Genomic DNA, 17,466 nt, shown 5'->3' with positions numbered 1-17,466 from the left:
CCCCCTCAAGAAACCCACCCACGCGAAGAAGGAAGAGCCGTGCGCCATCTCAGTGCCGAGATGCTGGCCGCGGGGTCGCAGCAACCGGACCCCATCACGTCCGCCGGCAACGCCCAGTTGGGGATCGCCGCCCTGGTCGGCATCGCCGTCATCGTCGTACTCATCACCCGGTTCAAGCTGCATGCGTTCCTGGCGCTGACCCTCGGTACCCTCGCGCTGGGTGCCGTGGCGGCGGCGCCGCTCGACAAGGCCATCGAGAGCTTCACCACCGGCCTCGGGGACACCGTCTCCGGCGTCGGCGTCCTGATCGCGCTGGGCGCCATCCTCGGCAAGCTGCTCGCCGACTCCGGCGGTGCCGACCAGATCGTGGACACGATCCTGGCCAGGGCGAGCAGGCGCAGCATCCCCTGGGCGATGGCGCTGATCGCGGGCATCGTCGGGCTGCCGCTGTTCTTCGAGGTCGGGCTGGTGCTGCTGATCCCGGTGGTGCTGCTGGTGGCCAAGCGCGGCAACTACTCGGTGATGCGCGTCGGCATCCCCGCGCTCGCCGGGCTCTCCGTGATGCACGGGCTGGTCCCGCCGCACCCGGGACCGCTCGTCGCCATCGACGCGATGAACGCCAACCTGGGCGTGACGCTGGCCCTCGGGCTCGTCGTCGGCATCCCCACCCTCGTCGTGGCCGGGCCGCTGTTCGGCAAGGTGGCCGCGCGCTGGGTCGACACCACGCCGCCCGAAGGAGTGGTGCCCGAGCGCGCCAGCGCCGATCTCGACCGGCGGCCCGGCTTCGGCAGCACGCTGGCGACGGTGCTGCTGCCCGTCGTCCTGATGCTCGCCAAGGCGCTCACCGACATCGTCATAGACGACCCCGAGGACACCGTGCAGCGCGTCATGGACGTCGTCGGTGACCCGATGATCGCGCTGCTGGTGGCGGTGCTGGTCGCGATGTTCACCCTCGGCGGGGCCGCGGGCTTCACCAAGGACCGGCTCTCCTCGACCGTCGCGGGCTCGCTCGGGCCGATCGCGGGCATCCTGCTGATCGTCGGCGCCGGCGGCGGCTTCAAGCAGACGCTGGTCGACGTCGGTATCGGCCAGATGATCCTGGACCTGTCCAAGGACTGGTCGATACCCGCGCTGCTGCTCGGCTGGATCATCGCCGTCTGCATCCGGCTGGCGACCGGCTCGGCGACGGTCGCCACGGTCTCGGCGGCAGGGCTCGTCGGGCCGCTCACCACCGATATGTCCACGCCGCAGACCGCACTGGTGGTGCTCGCCGTCGGCGCCGGGTCGCTGTTCTTCAGCCACGTCAACGACGCCGGGTTCTGGCTGGTGAAGGAGTACTTCGGGATGAACGTCGGCCAGACGATCAAGTCCTGGTCGGTGATGGAGACGATCATCTCCGTCGTGGCGCTGGTGCTGTTGCTGCTGCTGTCGCTGGTGCTGTGACGCTGCCGGTCCCCGGCCCGGGAGGGCGCCCCGATCAGCTCGGGGTGCCCTCCCCTTCCAGATAGTGCAGCACCGCCTGGACGCGGCGGTGGGTGGCCGTCGTCCGCGGAATCTCCAGCTTGTCGAAGATGGTCGCCGTGTGCTTCTCCACCGCCCGCTGGGAGATGCCCATCCGCGCGGCGATGGCCGAGTTGGTGAGCCCAGCGGCCATGTGCGCCAGCGTCTCGTGCTCGCGCGGGGTAAGGTCCGCGAGGGTGGGACGGGCGCGCAGCAGCCGGGAGATGACGTCCGGGTCCAGCGCGGTGCCGCCGGCCACCACCCGGTGCAGCGCCTTCACAAACTCCTCCACGTCCAGAACGCGGTCCTTGAGGAGATAGCCGATACCGGCCGGGCCGTCCGCGAGCAGGGTGTGCGCATAGCTGGTCTCGATGTACTGGGAGAACAGCAGGATGCCGAGGCCTGGGTGGCGGCGGCGCAGTTCGGCCGCCGCGCGCAGCCCCTCGTCCCGGTGGGTGGGCGGCATTCTGATGTCGGCCACGACGGCGTCCGGGCGGGTACGGTCCACGGCCGCCAGCAGCGCGTCCGGGTCGCCGACCGCCGCGGCCACCTCCAGCCCCCGGTCGGTGAGCAGCCCGACCAGCCCCTCCCGCACGACGGCCGCATCCTCGGCGATCACCAGCCGGAGTGCGTGCTGTGTCCGGTCGGTCACCTGGTCTTCTCCCCCTGTGCTGCGGACTGTGCTGCGGACTGTGCCTCGGGCCGTGCCTCGGGCCGTGCCTCGGGCCGTGCTGTGGCGAACGGCAGCCGGACCGTCGCCGTCGTCGGGCCGCCGGGCGGGCTGTCGAGGAACAGTGTGCCGTCCACGGTACGGATCCGCTCGAACAGGCCGCGCAGTCCGGACGAGCCGCCCGGTGCGGGCGAGCCGTCCGGTGGGGGCAGAGGCAGCGTTGCCCCGCCCCGCCCGTCGTCCTCGACCGTCAGCACCAGGAGGTGGTGCGGGAGTTGGAGTTCGGTTCTGACGCTGACCACGATGTGCCGGGCGTCCGCGTGCCGGGCCGCGTTGGTCAGCAGCTCGGCCGCGCAGAAGTAGGCGATCGTCTCCACCGCCTCGGGAGGGCGCAGCCCGGCCGGCAGTTCGACCCACAACTCCACCCGCAGCGAAGGGGACTCGATGTCCGAGCGCAGAGAGGCGAGCGCCGGCGCCAGCCCCTTGTCCAGGACCGGCGGATGGATGCCGCGTACGAGATCGCGCAGCTCACCGAGTGCGGTACGTGCCATACCGAGGGACTGCTCCACCAGTTCCCGGGCCTTGGCGGCATCCGCCGGGGACGGCTCGGCTGCGCGGAGCGCGTCCTTGGCGCGGGTCAGCGCCATGGCCAGCGCGGTCAGCCGGGCCTGCGCGCCGTCGTGCAGGTCGCGTTCGATACGGCGCAGGGTGGCCGCGGAGTCCCGCACGGCCAGGGCGCGGGTCTCCTCCAGATCGTGCACCCGTTCGGCGAGGCCCTCGTTGGGCGGTGCGGCCAGCAGTATGCGGGCCAGCAGCCGTACCAGCGACGTCAGTTGGCGCCCCGCCCACCCCGCCACCACCAGCAGCACCAGCCCGGTGGCGGCGACGGCCAGGACCCGGGGCCCGCTGTCGAGCGGGAGCGTGCCGGTGAGTTCGAGGCCGCGGTGCCCGTTCTGCCGCACGGCGCGGAACCACACCGGGTAGGCCAGCAGCGCCAGCCCGTACAGCCGCAGCGGCAGTTGGACGGCGAAGAGGAGTACGCCGAGGGGTGCGCTGATCACGGCGTACGCGGCAGCCCGCCACGCCGCGGAGTCGTTCGCCGCGCGCAGGGGATGTGGGCGTGGCGGCGCCGGTACGTGCTCGCCGAGCAGCCCGCGCAGCGGCACCCGGTGCAGGGCGGTCAGCCCGCGGACCCCCGCCAGCACCAGGGAGAGGGCCGACATTCCTGCACGGGTCACGCACAGGACAGCGCCCACGGCGAGCAGGACGAGGGCCGGGGCACCCAGCAGGGCGGGGATCAGGCCGGCTGCGGCGTACGCGACTGCCCGGCGTGCTGCGCGGGTTGCGGGAAGGCCGAGATGATCGAGGGCTGCTGCGACAGTCACTGGGCGCGTCCGGTCGGGGTTGCGGCGGGAAGGCTGGAAGGCAGGCGGGAGTCGGGGAGTCGGGACTGGGGAAGGCGGGAAGCTTTCACGTTCTCACCCCGGCGCCCGCCGCAGATGGCCCGGCAAGGGAGCCAGGGTGGCGGCCAGGGCAAGGGCGAGCGCTCCCGCGCCGATGCCCGCCCACGTCGTCAGCGGCAGCGCTGACAGCGGAGCCCCCGCGGCGTCGCCCAGCGGCAGCGTCACCGCGAGGGCGACGGCGGCACCCGCGCCGAAGCCGGCGGCGGTGACGGTGGCCGCCTCCACCACGAGCATCCGCAGCACCTGCCCCGCACCGGCGCCGACCGCCCGCAACAGCGCGACCTCGCGGCGGCGTTCAGCGCTGAGCAGCACCAGGGTGTTGGCGGCGGCGAACGCGGCGAAGGTGGCGTAGAGGACCGTCGCGAACAGGTCCACCCACGAGGGCTCGTCGACCACCGCCAGCGCGGCCAGCTTGACCAGCGTGAACGCCACCACCAGCGCGACCGGCGTGATGGCCGACGACAGCCGCCGGGAAGCAGCGCGGGCCTGCGCGAACGCCAGCTCGGCGGCAGCCCCGCCGCCCAGCGCACGCGGCGCCGTCAGCAGCCGCACCGGCACGGCCAGCAGCCGGACGGCCGCCCGCCCGATCGCGGGCCCGGCGAAACCGACCCCCACCAGATGGGCGAGCAGCACCAGCGGCAGATGCTCCCCCACGTCCTCGCGCGGCCCCGCGGCGGCGACCGCCGTCAGCACGGCGGCGCCCAACAGCGCGAGGACGGCGCCGATACCGCGGACCACCCCGGTGAGCGTGACCCCCCGGCGGGCGCCCGCCGCGTCGCCGAGCGCGTCCAGCGGGCGGGCCCGCGCTGCGCGGTGCGCGGCCAGCACACCGCCGAGCTGCGAGGTGACGACCAGCACACCCGCCGCCGCGAGCGCGGGCGGCCAGCCGACGGTGAGGGGGACGCCGGGCGGCAGCAGCCCGTGCGCGGCCATCCCGTCCCGCCACGCGTACGCCAGTACGCAGCCGAGCCCGTACCCGGCCGGCAGCGCGGGCAGCGCCGTGCACAGTGCCTCGGTGGCGACCGTACGGCGAATCTGCCACGGCAGCGCCCCCACAGCGCGCAGCACCGCGTTCTCCCGCGCCCGCGCGGCGACGGTCAGCGCCATGACCTGGGCGATGACGAAGACCGACAGATAGCAGGTCACCACGGTGAAGCCCGCCCCCATGGCGCTCACCGCCTCCCGCGCCTCCCCTTCCGGGATTCCGGCGGCGGTGCGCAGCATGGCGACCGAGGCGGTGACGACGGTCGCGGACAGTACGAGGACCGAGAACACCCCGGCGAAGGCGCTGGGCCGCGCCCGTACGGAGGCCCTGGCGAGTCCGGTGGTCATACGGCCACCTCGGTTCCCGTCCTGGTGAGGGTCCGCATCCGCCGGGCGATATCGGTGACGGCACCGGCCCGGGCGCTCCTCGCCTCCTCCGCAGTGCCTCTGTACTCGTCCACCAGCAGTCCGTTCGCCAGGAACAGCACCCGGTCGGCGTGGGCGGCCGCCGCCGGGTCGTGGGTGACCATCAGCACCGTGGCGCCCAGCTCGTCCACCGACTGCCGCAGCAGCGCCAGCACTTCCTCGGCGGTCGCCGGGTCGAGCGCGCCGGTGGGCTCGTCCGCGCAGATCACCTCCGGCTCGGTGACCAGCGCACGCGCGAGGGCGACGCGCTGCTGCTGGCCCCCTGACAGCTCGGCCGGACGGCGATGGGCGCGGTGCGCGAGGCCGACGCGGGCCAGCGCCTCCCGGGCGGAGTCGCGGGCCCGGCGGGTGGCGCCGCCCGCGAGACGCAGCGGCAGCGCCACGTTCTGCTCCGCGGTCAGCGCGGGCAACAGGTTGAAGGACTGGAAGACGAAACCGACCCGCTCCCGGCGCAGCCGCGTGAGGGCACGGCGGCCCATCCGCGTCAGCTCCTTCTCGGCGATCCGCACGCTGCCCGCGGTCGGCCGGTCCAGACCGACCGCGCACTGCAACAGCGTGCTCTTGCCGGACCCCGAAGGGCCCATCACCGCCGTGAAACTCCCCCGTGCCAGCGCCACATCGACCCCGCGCAGCGCCTGCACGGCGCCCCTACGGTGCCCATAGCGCCGCGTCACCCCCTCCAAGACCAGTGCTCCCCCGTGCCGTTCCTTCTCCGCGTTCACCATGCCGTCAACGCTACGAAGGTGCAGGTCAGGCACGCGATGGAGCTGGCACCACAATGCGGGGTACGGATTTCCCGAACCCCGCGTGGGGGCTGCGCTTGCCCACCCTGCGCCCTGGGGGTACCCCCTGCTCAAAGAGCTTGGGGGAGCAGACTGCCCAAGCTTCGCGGGGCAACAAATAAGGGGCGCGGGGAACTGCGCGACCAGCCACAAACAACCCGCAGCCTGCAACGCAGAGCCAGGGGCACCCCCTGCCCAGCCGCCCTCACAACCACCCGTTCCGACGAAAAGCCCGGTACATACCCACACACACAACCGCAATAACAACAAGCGTCAGCGGATAACCAACCGGCCAGTGCAGCTCCGGCATATGCCGGAAGTTCATCCCATAGATCCCGCACACCATCGTGGGAACGGCAACAATGGCAACCCAGGCACTGATCTTCCGCATGCCCTCGTTCTGCGCGGTGGAGACCTGCGCCAGATGCGCCTGGAGAATCGAATCCAGCAGCGCGTCGAACGACGCGATCTGCTCGGTGACCCGGGCGAGATGGTCGGCGACGTCCCGGAAGTACTTGCGTATCTCGGGGTCGATGAGCCGGTTGGGGCGATCGGACAGCAGCTCCAGCGGACGCCCCAACGGCAAGGTGGCACGCTTGAGTTCGAGCAGCTCCCGTTTGAGCTGGTAGACCCGCGCCGTGCCGGAGCCGCCACCGCCGCCGCTCCCCCCGAAAGGCGCCTCGGAGGCGAAGACATCGCTCTCCAGGTCGTCGATATCGGTCTGCACCTCGTCCGCGACCAGCAGATAGTCGTCGACGACCCGGTCCGCGATCGCGTGCAGCACGGCCGCAGGCCCCTGTGCCAGCCGCTCCGGCTCGGCCTCCAGCGTCTCGCGCAGCGGACCGAGGGAGCCGTGTCGGCCGTGCCGTACGGTGATCACGAAGTCGGCGCCGGTGAAGACGATGATCTCGCCGGTGTCCACCACCTCGCTGGTGGCGGTCAGCTTCTCGTGCTCCGCGTAGCTGACCGTCTTGAAGACGGCGAACATCATCTCGCTGCCGAACCACTCGGCCTTCGGCCGCTGGTGCGGCTCCAGGGCGTTCTCCACGGCGAGCGGGTGCAGCCCGAACAGTTCGGTGATGCCCTCGAACTCGGCCTCCGTCGGCTCGTGCAGCCCGATCCAGACGAAGCCGCCCTCCTCACGCCTGCTGCCCCCGTTGCGTACGCAGGCCAGCGCCTCGGCGACACCGCACTCGGCCATCAGCCGGGTGCCCTCACGGTCGTAGGCGACGCAGCTCACCACGGAGGTGCCCAGCGGGGAGCGTGCCGGATGCGAGAGGTCCACCACCGGCCGCGGCGCGCGTGGCCGCACCACTCTGCGCAGGCTGCGCACCACCGGCACCGTGGGCATGGGGGCTCCTCAGGCTCCTCGTCGTTCCAAGGTCTCCCCAAACTGTGCCCGGATTCCTCCATCGAATGCGCGCCCCCACGCGGCCGCCGACCCCGTTGCGGACTGCGGACTCAGCCCACGAACACGCAGAAGGGGTGGCCCGCCGGGTCGAGCAGCACCCGGACGTCGTCCTGCGGCTGCTCGGGCGCGAGCCGGGCCCCCGCTGCGACGGCCTCCGCCACCGCCGCCGCGAGGTCCGGCACCCGCAGATCCAGGTGCAGCATCTTCTGCTGACCGCCGGCAGTTTCGGGCCAGACCGGCGGCACGTAACCCTCCTCCGCCTGGAAGGCCAGCCCCGCGCCGCCACCCGGGTCCCGCATCAGCACCCATCCCGGCTCACGTGCCGCGACCGGCCAGCCGAGCAGGGTGCCGTAGAAGTCCGCCATGATCTCGGCGTCGTGGCAGTCGACCACGACCGTACGCAGTGTGAACGGCATGCCGCTCAGTCTTCCCCGGCCCGGACGACATGGCTTCCCCGGCCCGGCGACGTGGGGAGCTACGGGATCAGGACGACCTTCCCCGTCGTCTCGCGCTGTTCGAGGGCCTTGTGGGCCCCAGCTGCCTCGGCGAGAGGGAAGGGGTGGGTGGTGTGGGTGAACTCCCCGGCGGCGGTGCGGGCCAGCGCTTCCGCGCGGTACGCGGGGATGCGCTCGGGGTGGGCGAGCAGCGCGCGGAGGGCGTCGATATGGGTGAGCCCGCGGGCCGCGAGCTCGTCGGCGGAGGGGGTGAACTCGGCGCCGGAGATGGCGCCGTACGTCACGAAGCGGCCGCCCCCGCCGAGCAGCCCGAAGGCGGTACGGGCCTTCTCGCCGCCGACCCCGTCCAGTACGGCGGTGAGGCTGCGGCCACCGGCGGGCCCGGCCAGCCAGTCGGCGACCGTCCGCTGCCAGTCGGGCAGGTTGTAGTCGACGGCCAGATCGGTGCCCAGCGCACGGACGGCCGCCGCCTTCGCGGGGCCACCGGCAGCGCCGATCACCACGGCACCCAGCGCGTGGAAGTGCTGCACCAGGAGCCGCCCCATGCCGCCGGCTGCCGAGTTGACCAGCACCACGTCCTGCGGCCCCCACTCGGCCTGGGCGAGCACGCCGACCGTCGTTGCACCGGTCACCAGGGCCGCGACGGCGGCCTCGTGGCCGAGCGCCGCGGGGCGCTCCAGCAGTTCTGCGACGTCCGCGACGGCGAGCTCGGCGTAGCCGCCGGGTGCACCGCTCGCGGTCACCACGTCGCGGCCCAGCCAGGCCCGGTCGACGTCGGGGCCGACCGCGTCCACAGTGCCGGAGACCTCGCCGCCGAAGACGGCGGGCAGTTCGGGCAGCGGCGGGACCAGGCCCTCGCTCACTCCGGCCCGCAGGACGGTCTCGATGGCGTGCACCCCGGCGGCGCGGACGGAGATCCTGACCTGGCCAGGTCCTGGTTCGGGGTCGGGCAGCGTCTCGTAGCGGAGATTCTCGGCGGGGCCGAAGGTGTGCAGGACGACGGCGTGCATGGTGGTGCCTTCCGGCTCGGGGCTCTCGCTGGCTGCGAGAACCCCACCCTCCAACTTGAACTTCACTTCAAGTCAATACGCCGCTTCCACCCGCCCATCGCGCCCTTCACCGGCTTCACGGTGTCAGCTCGCGGGCCCGTTCCTGGGTGAGGTAGGCGTCGGTGGCCTCCATGTCCTGGAGGGTGGCGGGGCGGCGGGAGAGGAAGCCGGTGCGCAGGAAGTCGTCGCCGGTCAGCGCGTTGAGGTTCCAGTTCGCCACGGTGCGGGCCTTGGCGGTGAAGGTGGGCAGCGCCATCAGGTGGTAGCCGCGCGCGATGACCTGCGCGGGGAACCCGGAGAACTCGTACCCCAGCGGGCGGGCCACCGCGTCCGTGCCGCCCAGGTCCACCACCAGGCCGAGGTCCTTGTGCCGGTAGGGCGTCATGGGCTCGCCGCGCAGTGCGGCGACCAGATTGCGGGCCATGTGCCTGCCCTGACGGCTCGCGTGCTGCGCCGTGGGCGGGCACACCGCACCGCCGACCTTCGTCAGATCGGGTACGGCCGCCGCGTCACCCAGCGCGTACACGCCGGGGTGGCCCGGCACCGTGAAGTCGGCGTTGACCACCAGTCGGCCCTTGATCGTCTCCGCGTCCAGGGTGCCGATCAGCGGGCTGGCCGCGACGCCCGCCGCCCAGATCAGGGTGCGGGAGGGCAGCACCCGGTTGTCGGTCAGGGTGATCCGCCGCTCCTCGGCCTTGGCGACGGAGACGCCCAGCGAGACATCGGTACCGCGCTCGCGCAGAATCTGCTGGGCACGCCGCCCGAGCTTGGTGCCGAGCTCGGGCATCAGTTTGGGCGCGATGTCCAGCAGATGCCACTTGATCAGGTCGGGGTCGAGCCGCGGATAGCGCTTGGCGGCGGAGTTGGTCAGCCGCTGGAGGCAGGCGACGGTCTCGGTGCCCGCGTAGCCGCCGCCGACCACGACGAACTGCAGCCGCTCCTTGCGCTCCTGCTCATTGGTGCTGGCAGCCGCCAGATCGAGCTGGGCGATGACGTGATCGCGTACGTACGCGGCCTCGGCGAGGGTCTTCATTCCGCGCGCCTGCTCGTTGAGACCGGGGATGTCGAAGCTGCGGGTGACGCTGCCGGGGGTGAGGATCAGCCGGTCGTAGCGCTGGTGGACGGTCTCGCCGCTGATGAGCCGGACGATGCACGTCCGGTCGTGCGGGTCGATCCCGATCACCATGCCGGGCACGATGGAGGTCCTGTGCAGCAGTCTGCGCAGCGGCGGCGCGACCGACTGCGGGGTGAGCACGCCGGCCGCGACCTGGGGGAGCAGCGGGAGGTAGAGCTGGTAGCTGGCGGGGGTGACGAGGCTGATCTCCGCCTCTTCGGGCCGCAGCCCACGCTCCAGCCCACGTGCGCACTCGACTCCGGCGAAGCCGCCGCCGACGATCAGGATTCTGGTTCGCTCCATGGCTGCACCCGCAACGGTTCGAGTCTTTCGTCCCCTTTGCACTCCTTGCCGTCTTTAACCCTGGCATGCGGGTGCGCACCCCGCCACCGCGCGCCCCAAAAGGGCGCGGGGAACTGCTCCCCCAAGCTCTTCGAGCAGGGGGTGCCCCCAGCAACCACGAACGCACGCACAGCCCGCGACGCGCCCCCAGGAGCACCCCCAATCGGCAATCGGCCTTACCGCCCCACGCCGGACCCGTCCTGCGGCCACACGGCCACCACCGCCGGACGGACATACGTACCCGGCCCATCCGGCCACGTGGACGCGGGCTTCTCCACCGAGGCCCCGTCCACCTCCCCGGGATGCTGCACAGAGACCAGCACCCTCCGCTCCTGCACCAGCGGACCGCAGGTCTCCGCCCCGGTCGGCACGGTCAGGAACTGCCGCACCTCCCCGCGCCGCGCCCCGGCCGTGGCGACGCCGAACAGCCCGTCGTGCGAGCCGAGCTCATTGCCGTCCGTGGCGATCCACAGGTTGCCGTACGCGTCGAAGGTGACGTTGTCCGGGCAGGAGATCGGGCTGACCTGGTCCTTGGGGAAGCCGCCGAAGTAGGTGCCCGGGTCGTCCGGGTCGCCGCAGACCAGGAAGAGCCGCCAGGAGAAGGCCCGCGCGGTGGGGTCGTTGCCGCGCTCGGTGAACTCCAGCACCTGCCCGTGCTTGTTGGCGTTGCGCGGGTTGGCCTCGTCGGGCCCGGCCTTGCCGTCCTTGCCGCGGTCGGTGTTGTTGGTCAGCGCCACATACACCTGGCCGGTGCGCGGGCTGGGCTCGATGTCCTCGGGGCGGTCCATCTTGGTGGCACCGGCCTTGTCGGCGGCCAGCCGCGTGAAGACGTACACCTCCTCGGCCGTCATGCCCTCCACGAACGACCGGTCGCCACTGGCCAGCGGAATCCACCTGCCGGTGCCGTCGAACTCGCCGTCCTCGGGCAGCGTCCCCTTGCCGTCGATCTCGTCGGCCGGGCTGTCGCCGGTCAGCTTGGCGACGTACAGCGTCCCCTCGTCCAGCAGCGACATGTTGTGCCGCCGGTCCTCGGCGCCGGTGCCCCGCCGCATCGTCTTCTTGGAGACGAACTTGTAGAAGTAGTCGAAGCGCTCGTCGTCGCCCATGTAGACGACCGCGTGCCCGTCCCTGGACAGCCGCGGCTGGGCCGCCTCGTGCTTGAAGCGGCCGAGCGAGGTGTGTTTGCGGGGCGTGGAGCCGGGGTCGTACGGGTCCAGCTCGACCACCCAGCCGAAGCGGTGCACCTCGTTCGGCTCCTTGGCCAGGTCGAACCGCTCGTCGAACTCCTCCCAGCGCCGCTCACTGGCCCCGCCGGTGACGCCGTACCGCTTGAGGCTGGCGGCACGCTCGGGGTCGGTGACCTTCTCCGCGTTGGCGAAGTACTGGTTGAAGTTCTCCTCGCCGGAGAGCACCGTGCCCCAGGGCGTGGTGCCGCCCGAGCAGTTGTTCAGCGTGCCCAGCACCCGGCGCCCGCTCGGGTCGGCCTTGGTGCGCAGCAGCGCGCTGCCCGCGGCGGGACCCGTCACCTCGAACGGCGTCGTCGCGGTGATCCGGCGGTTGAGCGGGTGGCGGGGCACGGCGTGCAGCGCGCCCGTACGCTTCTCGCCGGCCGCGGCGACGACGGACAGGCCGTGCGCCGCCCAGGCGATCTCCACCTGCTCGCGGGTGGGCTTCTCCGGGTCGTACCCGGCGAACATCAGCTCCTCGTCGGTGTATTCATGGTTGGCCACCAGGAGCTGGTCGGCGCCGTGGCCGCGCTGCCGGGAGGAGAGGGGCAGCAGCGTGAGGAAGTCGTTGTTGTAGCCGAACTGCCCGGCCTGCGCCTTGGCGCTCTGCCGCTTCGGGTCGAAGTCCGGCGCTCCGCGCAGGATCGGCTCGCCCCAGCGGATGACGATGTTCTGCCCGTAGCCCTCGGGAACGGTCACCTTGTCCGCGGTGTTCGGCGCGACGGGCTCGAACCGCAGCCCCTTGGCCGCCCGGCCGCCCGCCTTGGCGCCCTTCGCTGCCGGTACGGCGGCTGCCGCGGTGCCGGCGCCGGGGCCGAGCCCGGCCGTACCGGTGCCCACGGCTGCGGCGGCGACTCCGACGACGGCACCGGCGCGCAGCACCGACCGCCGCGAGAGCGCCCGCGCGATGACGTCGCCTGCGTACTCGTTGGAGCTGGTGTTGGGCACCTCGTGGAAGCAGGCGTCACCGCAGCGGTAGCGGCAGGTCATCGCTGATCTTCCCGCGGGGTGCGAAGATTTTCCCGCGGGGTGCGAAGTGAGCAGCGGCAGCGGCTTTCGCATCGTCGTTCCTCCGGTCTTGTACGGCGTACGCCGCGGTGACGTTATGTGCGCGGGTACGCGGAGGAACGACCTCGGGGTGAATCACGGGTGAACACGTCGCCCGGCGAGGGGGCGCGACCGCTCGGGACGCGGCTACTCGGGGCGCGGCTACTCCAGGCGCGGCTACTCGTCGAACGCGATCCGCATGGCCTCCGCGTGGGCGATCGTCTCGCCGATCCACTCCGGGGCGAGCGAGGTCTTCGCGTAGTCACGGGCACAGGGCAGACAGGCGTACGCGCTGCCGCCGGGCCCCGAGCCCGTCTCGATGATCGCGATCAGGGCGCGGTGCCGCACCGGCAGATCGCAACGGCAACACGTGCCGGGGTTGGGTCCCTCGGACTGCACGCCGCCACCTCCTTCGCCGTCACTGTCGTCGCTCGACCGCCACATTGCACCCGACGCGCCCGGCACATCACCGTGCGTCGCCCCCTCGGCGGGGCGGCGTCGCCGCGGTCGGCGTCCCCGTCACGGGGCCAACGCTTCGCCCAGGCCGCATCGTGCCCGGTTCGGGCCCATAATTGAGCGCTCGTCGCCGTCCGCGTGCAGCTATGTAGCCGAACGATGACCGTTGTTCTTCCCCTGCGACGGCTTCCACCAGGAGTGACCGCCCGCTCGGCACCTTGACGCTCCGTGTCCGGCACGGGAGAGGTGCCCCCGCGGAACCGGCAGGCAAGACAGGCGCGGAAAACGGGCGCGGAAAACCGGCGGGAAAAGCGATGGCACACGGCCGATAGGATTCGGGTATGGCGGCCACTGGATCAGAGCAGGCGGGCACCGGGGCGTACTACGTCTCGACCCCCATTTACTACGTGAACGACGCTCCCCACCTGGGCCACGCCTATACGACCGTCGCAGGCGACGTGCTCACCCGCTGGCACCGTCAGCGCGGCGAGAAGGTGTGGTACCTCACCGGCACGGACGAGCACGGTCAGAAGATCATGCGCACCGCCGAGGCCAACGGGGTCAGTCCGGGCGAGTGGTGCGACAAGCTCGTCGAGGAGTCGTGGAAGCCGCTCTGGAAGCACCTGCGGATCGCGAACGACGACTTCATCCGCACCACGGAGAAGCGGCACACCGACCGCGTCCAGGAATTCGTCCAGGATCTGTACGACCGCGGTGAGATCTATCAGGGCGGCTACGAGGGCCCGTACTGCGTGCCCTGTGAGGAGTACAAGACCTTCGGCGAACTCCTCGACGGAGAGGGAGAGTTCGCCGGGCAGAAGCTGTGCCCCATCCACAAGAAGCCCGTGGAGATGCTCCAGGAGGAGAACTACTTCTTCAAGCTCTCCGCGTACGGCGAGAAGCTGCTGGCCCACTACGAGGTGCACCCCGAGTTCATCCAGCCGGAGTCGGCGCGCAACGAGGTCATGCAGTTCGTCCGGCAGGGCCTGGAGGACCTGTCGATCTCCCGCTCCACCTTCGACTGGGGCATCAAGATCCCGTGGGACGACAAGCACGTCATCTACGTATGGGTCGACGCGCTCCTCAACTACGCCACCGCCGTCGGCTACGGCGCGGACCCGGAGAAGTTCGAGGAGACTTTCCCCGCCGATGTGCACCTCGTGGGGAAGGACATCCTCCGCTTCCATGCGGTGATCTGGCCCGCGATGCTGATGGCCAACGGGCTGCCGCTGCCCAAGCGGGTGGTCGCCAACGGCTGGCTGATGGTCGGCGGCGAGAAGATGTCCAAGTCCAACCTGACGGGCATCTCGCCGCACGAGCTGACGGACCACTTCGGAGTGGACGCCTACCGCTGGTACTTCCTGCGGGCCATCGCCTTCGGCCAGGACGGCTCCTTCTCCTGGGAGGACTTCTCGGCCCGCTACACCAGCGAGCTCGCCAACGACTACGGCAACCTGGCCTCGCGGGTCGCCGCCATGGTCGGCAAGTACTTCGACGGCGCCCTCCCGGAGTCCCTGGCGCACGGCGAGGCCGAGCAGGCCATCGCGGACGGCCTGGCCACGGCGGTGCGTGAGGCGGACGAGCGGATCGGCGAACAGCTCGACTTCGCGGGCGGTATCGCCGCGATCTTCGACTTCATCAAGCAGGTGAACGGCTACCTCACCGAGCAGGCGCCGTGGAAGGTGGCCAAGGACGAGTCGGCCGAGGCGCAGGCCCGCCTCGCCACCATCCTCTACACCGCCGCCGAGGCCCTCCGCGCCTGCGCGGTGCTCCTCAACCCGGTGATGCCCGACTCCAGCGCCAAGCTGTGGGACTCCCTCGGTGCCGAACCGGCCCTCGGCCCCCTGGCCGAACAGCGCATCGCCGACGCCGGCACCTGGGGCAAACTCCCCGCCGGCACGACGGTCACCAAGGGCGCGGCGCTCTTCCCGCGGCTGGAGGAGACGAAGTAGGAGCGGCATCTGGCTGAGCCCGCCCCCGGCGGGGGCCGGCTCAGCGACCCGGGTACGGGTGCCAGCCGGTGGTCGGAACGCTGAAGCCCAGCGGCTCCGGGAGCACCAGCGGCTGGCCGAAGATGCCCTTCCCGGTCTCCACGTAGCACCGGCCGTCCAGCTCCAGAACGTGCCACGTGGCGTCATTGGGATCGACGATCACGTAAACGGGAACTCCCACCGCCGCGTAACGCTCCCGCTTGTCCTCGTAGTCACGCTTGATCGCTGTCCGGGTGGTGGAGACCGTCTCGATCACGGCGAGCACGATCTGCGCGGGCCAGTCAGGCTCCACGTCGTCGGCGGGCCGGTCCTCGCTCCGGATGACAGCAGCGTCGGCCCGTGGACGGTAGTCGTCCGCAACCAGCAGCCCGCGCTCCGACCAGGCCTCGAAGGGCTCCGGGGTGTGGCGGACGAAGGTGCGGCCTGGGAGGTCGTGAAGATGTCCGGGATTCGCCTGCATGACGAGCTCCCCGTCCAGCAGCTCCACATGCAGGCCGTCCGGCACCTCGAGCTCGTGCCACACGCTCAGGAGCGAGTTGGTCCGCGTCATGATCGTTCGCCTCCACTCGGCGGCCGGGCGGGCTGCGTATGCCTTCACAGTATCGGGCATGCCATGGGCCCGGGTCCTGCTCAAGAACCCGGGCCCATGGCGTTGCCGAAAAGCGTGCGCCGCGCGCTACTGCGCCGGCTTCACCTGCGGAGGCTTGCGCACCGAGAGGTGGAGCTCGCGCAGCCGCGCCTCGTCGACCTCGCTGGGGGCGCCCATCATCAGGTCGAGGGCGTTGTTGTTGAGGGGGAAGGCGATGGTCTCGCGGATGTTGGGCTCGTCCGCGAGGAGCATCACGATGCGGTCGATGCCGGGTGCGATGCCACCGTGCGGCGGGGCGCCGAAGCGGAAGGCGCGCAGCATGCCGCCGAACTCGCGCTCGACGTCGTCCTTCGAGTAGCCCGCGATGCCGAACGCCTCGAACATGATCTCCGGCTCGTGGTTCCGGATCGCGCCGGAGGACAGCTCGACGCCGTTGCAGACGATGTCGTACTGCCAGGCCAGCACATCCAGCGGGTCCTTGGTGCGGAGCGCTTCCAGACCGCCCTGCGGCATGGAGAAGGGGTTGTGGGAGAACTCGATCTTGCCGGTCTCCTCGTCCTTCTCGAACATCGGGAAGTCCACGATCCAGCAGAACCGGAAGACGTTCTCCTCGAAGTGCCCGGCGCGCTTGGCCGCCTCGACCCGGACCGCGCCCATGATCTTGGAGACCTCGTCGAACTCCCCGGCACCGAAGAACACCGCGTGGCCGGGGACCAGGCCGAGGGCCTCGGTCAGCGCCTTGACGTTCTCCTCGGTGAGGAACTTGGCGATGGGGCCGGAGAGGGACCCGTCCTCGGCGACCCGCACCCAGGCCAGGCCCTTGGCGCCCTGCTCGACGGCGAAGTCGCCCAGCGAGTCGAAGAACTTGCGCGGCTGCGAGGCGGTGTCGGGCACCGGCAGCGCACGGACGTGCTTGTCGGCGAACGCCTTGAAGCCGGAGCCGGTGAAGATGTCGGAGACGTCGGTCAGTTCCAGCCGCGCACGCAGATCCGGCTTGTCCGAGCCGTACTTGACCATCGCCTCGCGGAACGGGATGCGCGGGAACGGCGAGGTGACCTCGCGGCCCTCGCCCAGCTCCTGGAACAGCTCGGTCATCACCGTCTCGATGACGCCGAAGACGTCCTCCTGCTCGACGAAGCTCATCTCCATGTCGAGCTGGTAGAACTCGCCCGGCGAGCGGTCGGCGCGGGCGTCCTCGTCGCGGAAGCAGGGCGCGATCTGGAAGTAGCGGTCGAACCCGGCGATCATCAGCAGCTGCTTGAACTGCTGCGGCGCCTGCGGCAGCGCGTAGAACTTGCCGGCGTGCAGCCGGGAGGGGACGAGGAAGTCGCGGGCGCCCTCGGGGGAGGTGGCCGAGAGGATCGGCGTCGCCAGCTCGTTGAAGCCCTGGGCGACCATCTTCGCGCGGATCGCGGCGATGACCTTGCTGCGCAGCATCACGTTGCGGTGCATGCGCTCGCGGCGCAGGTCCAGGAAGCGGTACTCCAGGCGCCGCTCCTCGTTGACGCCGTCCTCGGCGTTGATGGTGAAGGGGATCTGCTCGGCGCCGCCCAGCACCTCGACCTGGGCGACCTCGACCTCGATCTCGCCGGTGGGCAGCTCGGGGTTGACGTTCTCCTCGCCGCGCGCGGTGACCTTGCCGTCGATACGGACGACGCTCTCCTTGGCCAGCGAGCTGAGCTGGTGGTTGATCTCGCTCGACTCGTCGCGCACCACCAGCTGGACGATGCCGTAGTGGTCGCGAAGATCGATGAAGAGGATGCCGCCCAGGTTCCGGCGATTGTGCAGCCAGCCGCTCAGCCGGACGTCAGTGCCGACGTCCGTGGCGCGAAGCTCGCCGCAGGTGTGGGACCGGTACCGATGCATCATTCATCCAAGTCGTTCGGCTCAAGGGTCACAGTGGAATCCCCCTCAGACTACCGCCCTGGGCTACCCTGCTTCGCCCCCGTTTCCGCAACCCC

Annotated in this window: 14 protein-coding genes; 2 read left to right on the top strand and 12 right to left on the bottom strand. The window is 71.2% G+C overall.

Features of this window, described 5'->3' with window-relative positions; translation table 11 throughout:
• Window positions 1-39: 39 nt before the first annotated feature.
• Window positions 40-1,443, top strand: coding sequence for a GntP family permease (locus tag ITI46_RS12240; RefSeq protein WP_209239524.1), 1,404 nt, complete (start codon window positions 40-42; stop codon window positions 1,441-1,443).
• Window positions 1,444-1,477: 34 nt separating this feature from the next.
• Here the strand turns inward: ITI46_RS12240 and ITI46_RS12235 are convergent, their stop codons facing one another.
• The 10 genes from ITI46_RS12235 to ITI46_RS12190 all read right to left on the bottom strand — a co-directional run bounded on the left by ITI46_RS12235 (window position 1,478) and on the right by ITI46_RS12190 (window position 12,868).
• On the bottom strand, window positions 1,478-2,152 hold the full coding sequence (locus ITI46_RS12235; RefSeq protein ID WP_307808144.1) for a response regulator transcription factor: 675 nt from the start codon (window positions 2,150-2,152) through the stop codon (window positions 1,478-1,480).
• The gene (locus ITI46_RS12230; RefSeq protein WP_209239523.1) at window positions 2,149-3,555 is read right to left on the bottom strand and encodes a sensor histidine kinase; all 1,407 of its coding nucleotides are present in this window, start codon (window positions 3,553-3,555) and stop codon (window positions 2,149-2,151) included. The genes ITI46_RS12235 and ITI46_RS12230 overlap by 4 nt, the downstream gene beginning before the upstream one ends.
• 93 nt (window positions 3,556-3,648) lie before the next feature.
• The gene (locus tag ITI46_RS12225; protein WP_209239522.1) at window positions 3,649-4,965 is read right to left on the bottom strand and encodes an FtsX-like permease family protein; all 1,317 of its coding nucleotides are present in this window, start codon (window positions 4,963-4,965) and stop codon (window positions 3,649-3,651) included.
• Window positions 4,962-5,768 carry an ABC transporter ATP-binding protein gene (locus ITI46_RS12220; protein WP_209239521.1) on the bottom strand — a complete coding sequence of 269 codons (807 nt, stop codon included), beginning with the start codon at window positions 5,766-5,768 and terminating at the stop codon, window positions 4,962-4,964. Before ITI46_RS12220 ends, ITI46_RS12225 begins: the two co-directional genes overlap by 4 nt.
• A gap of 262 nt (window positions 5,769-6,030) precedes the next feature.
• Window positions 6,031-7,176, bottom strand: a complete 1,146-nt coding sequence (locus tag ITI46_RS12215) for a magnesium and cobalt transport protein CorA (protein WP_209239520.1) — start codon at window positions 7,174-7,176, stop codon at window positions 6,031-6,033.
• A gap of 110 nt (window positions 7,177-7,286) precedes the next feature.
• On the bottom strand, window positions 7,287-7,652 hold the full coding sequence (locus tag ITI46_RS12210) for a VOC family protein (protein ID WP_209239519.1): 366 nt from the start codon (window positions 7,650-7,652) through the stop codon (window positions 7,287-7,289).
• 59 nt (window positions 7,653-7,711) lie between these two features.
• Window positions 7,712-8,701, bottom strand: a complete 990-nt coding sequence (locus ITI46_RS12205; protein ID WP_209239527.1) for a zinc-binding dehydrogenase — start codon at window positions 8,699-8,701, stop codon at window positions 7,712-7,714.
• Between the two features lie 115 nt (window positions 8,702-8,816).
• On the bottom strand, window positions 8,817-10,157 hold the full coding sequence (locus tag ITI46_RS12200) for an NAD(P)/FAD-dependent oxidoreductase (RefSeq protein WP_209239518.1): 1,341 nt from the start codon (window positions 10,155-10,157) through the stop codon (window positions 8,817-8,819).
• A gap of 215 nt (window positions 10,158-10,372) precedes the next feature.
• Entirely contained in the window at window positions 10,373-12,484 is a 2,112-nt protein-coding gene (locus ITI46_RS12195; protein ID WP_209239517.1) for a PhoX family protein, read from the bottom strand.
• Window positions 12,485-12,646: 162 nt separating this feature from the next.
• Complete coding sequence (locus ITI46_RS12190; RefSeq protein ID WP_209239516.1) at window positions 12,647-12,868, bottom strand: hypothetical protein; 222 nt, start codon at window positions 12,866-12,868, stop codon at window positions 12,647-12,649.
• A 398-nt stretch (window positions 12,869-13,266) separates the two neighbouring features.
• On the opposite strand from ITI46_RS12190, the gene metG reads away from it, so the two are divergent.
• Window positions 13,267-14,877 carry a methionine--tRNA ligase gene (gene metG / locus ITI46_RS12185; RefSeq protein ID WP_209239515.1) on the top strand — a complete coding sequence of 537 codons (1,611 nt, stop codon included), beginning with the start codon at window positions 13,267-13,269 and terminating at the stop codon, window positions 14,875-14,877.
• A gap of 40 nt (window positions 14,878-14,917) precedes the next feature.
• Here metG and ITI46_RS12180 read toward each other — a convergent pair whose 3' ends face one another.
• Both ITI46_RS12180 and aspS read right to left on the bottom strand, forming a co-directional pair.
• The gene (locus ITI46_RS12180; protein WP_209239514.1) at window positions 14,918-15,466 is read right to left on the bottom strand and encodes a Uma2 family endonuclease; all 549 of its coding nucleotides are present in this window, start codon (window positions 15,464-15,466) and stop codon (window positions 14,918-14,920) included.
• 126 nt (window positions 15,467-15,592) lie between these two features.
• On the bottom strand, window positions 15,593-17,371 hold the full coding sequence (gene aspS, locus ITI46_RS12175; RefSeq protein ID WP_209239526.1) for an aspartate--tRNA ligase: 1,779 nt from the start codon (window positions 17,369-17,371) through the stop codon (window positions 15,593-15,595).
• Between the last annotated feature and the right edge of the window lie 95 nt (window positions 17,372-17,466).

The organism is Streptomyces oryzae, from assembly GCF_017676365.1.
Taxonomy (GTDB): Bacteria; Actinomycetota; Actinomycetes; order Streptomycetales; family Streptomycetaceae; genus Streptomyces; species Streptomyces oryzae.
This window is presented reverse-complemented; position numbering and strand designations above follow the sequence as displayed.

What these genes read in the sequence shown, in the direction of transcription:
- ITI46_RS12225 (WP_209239522.1), bottom strand. Translation starts at nt 4,965, where the DNA reads ATGACCACCGGACTCGCCAGGGCCTCCGTACGGGCGCGGCCCAGCGCC.
- ITI46_RS12220 (WP_209239521.1), bottom strand. Translation starts at nt 5,768, where the DNA reads ATGGTGAACGCGGAGAAGGAACGGCACGGGGGAGCACTGGTCTTGGAG.
- ITI46_RS12215 (WP_209239520.1), bottom strand. Translation starts at nt 7,176, where the DNA reads ATGCCCACGGTGCCGGTGGTGCGCAGCCTGCGCAGAGTGGTGCGGCCA.
- ITI46_RS12210 (WP_209239519.1), bottom strand. Translation starts at nt 7,652, where the DNA reads ATGCCGTTCACACTGCGTACGGTCGTGGTCGACTGCCACGACGCCGAG.
- ITI46_RS12205 (WP_209239527.1), bottom strand. Translation starts at nt 8,701, where the DNA reads ATGCACGCCGTCGTCCTGCACACCTTCGGCCCCGCCGAGAATCTCCGC.
- ITI46_RS12200 (WP_209239518.1), bottom strand. Translation starts at nt 10,157, where the DNA reads ATGGAGCGAACCAGAATCCTGATCGTCGGCGGCGGCTTCGCCGGAGTC.
- ITI46_RS12195 (WP_209239517.1), bottom strand. Translation starts at nt 12,484, where the DNA reads ATGCGAAAGCCGCTGCCGCTGCTCACTTCGCACCCCGCGGGAAAATCT.
- metG (WP_209239515.1), top strand. Translation starts at nt 13,267, where the DNA reads ATGGCGGCCACTGGATCAGAGCAGGCGGGCACCGGGGCGTACTACGTC.
- ITI46_RS12180 (WP_209239514.1), bottom strand. Translation starts at nt 15,466, where the DNA reads ATGACGCGGACCAACTCGCTCCTGAGCGTGTGGCACGAGCTCGAGGTG.
- aspS (WP_209239526.1), bottom strand. Translation starts at nt 17,371, where the DNA reads ATGCATCGGTACCGGTCCCACACCTGCGGCGAGCTTCGCGCCACGGAC.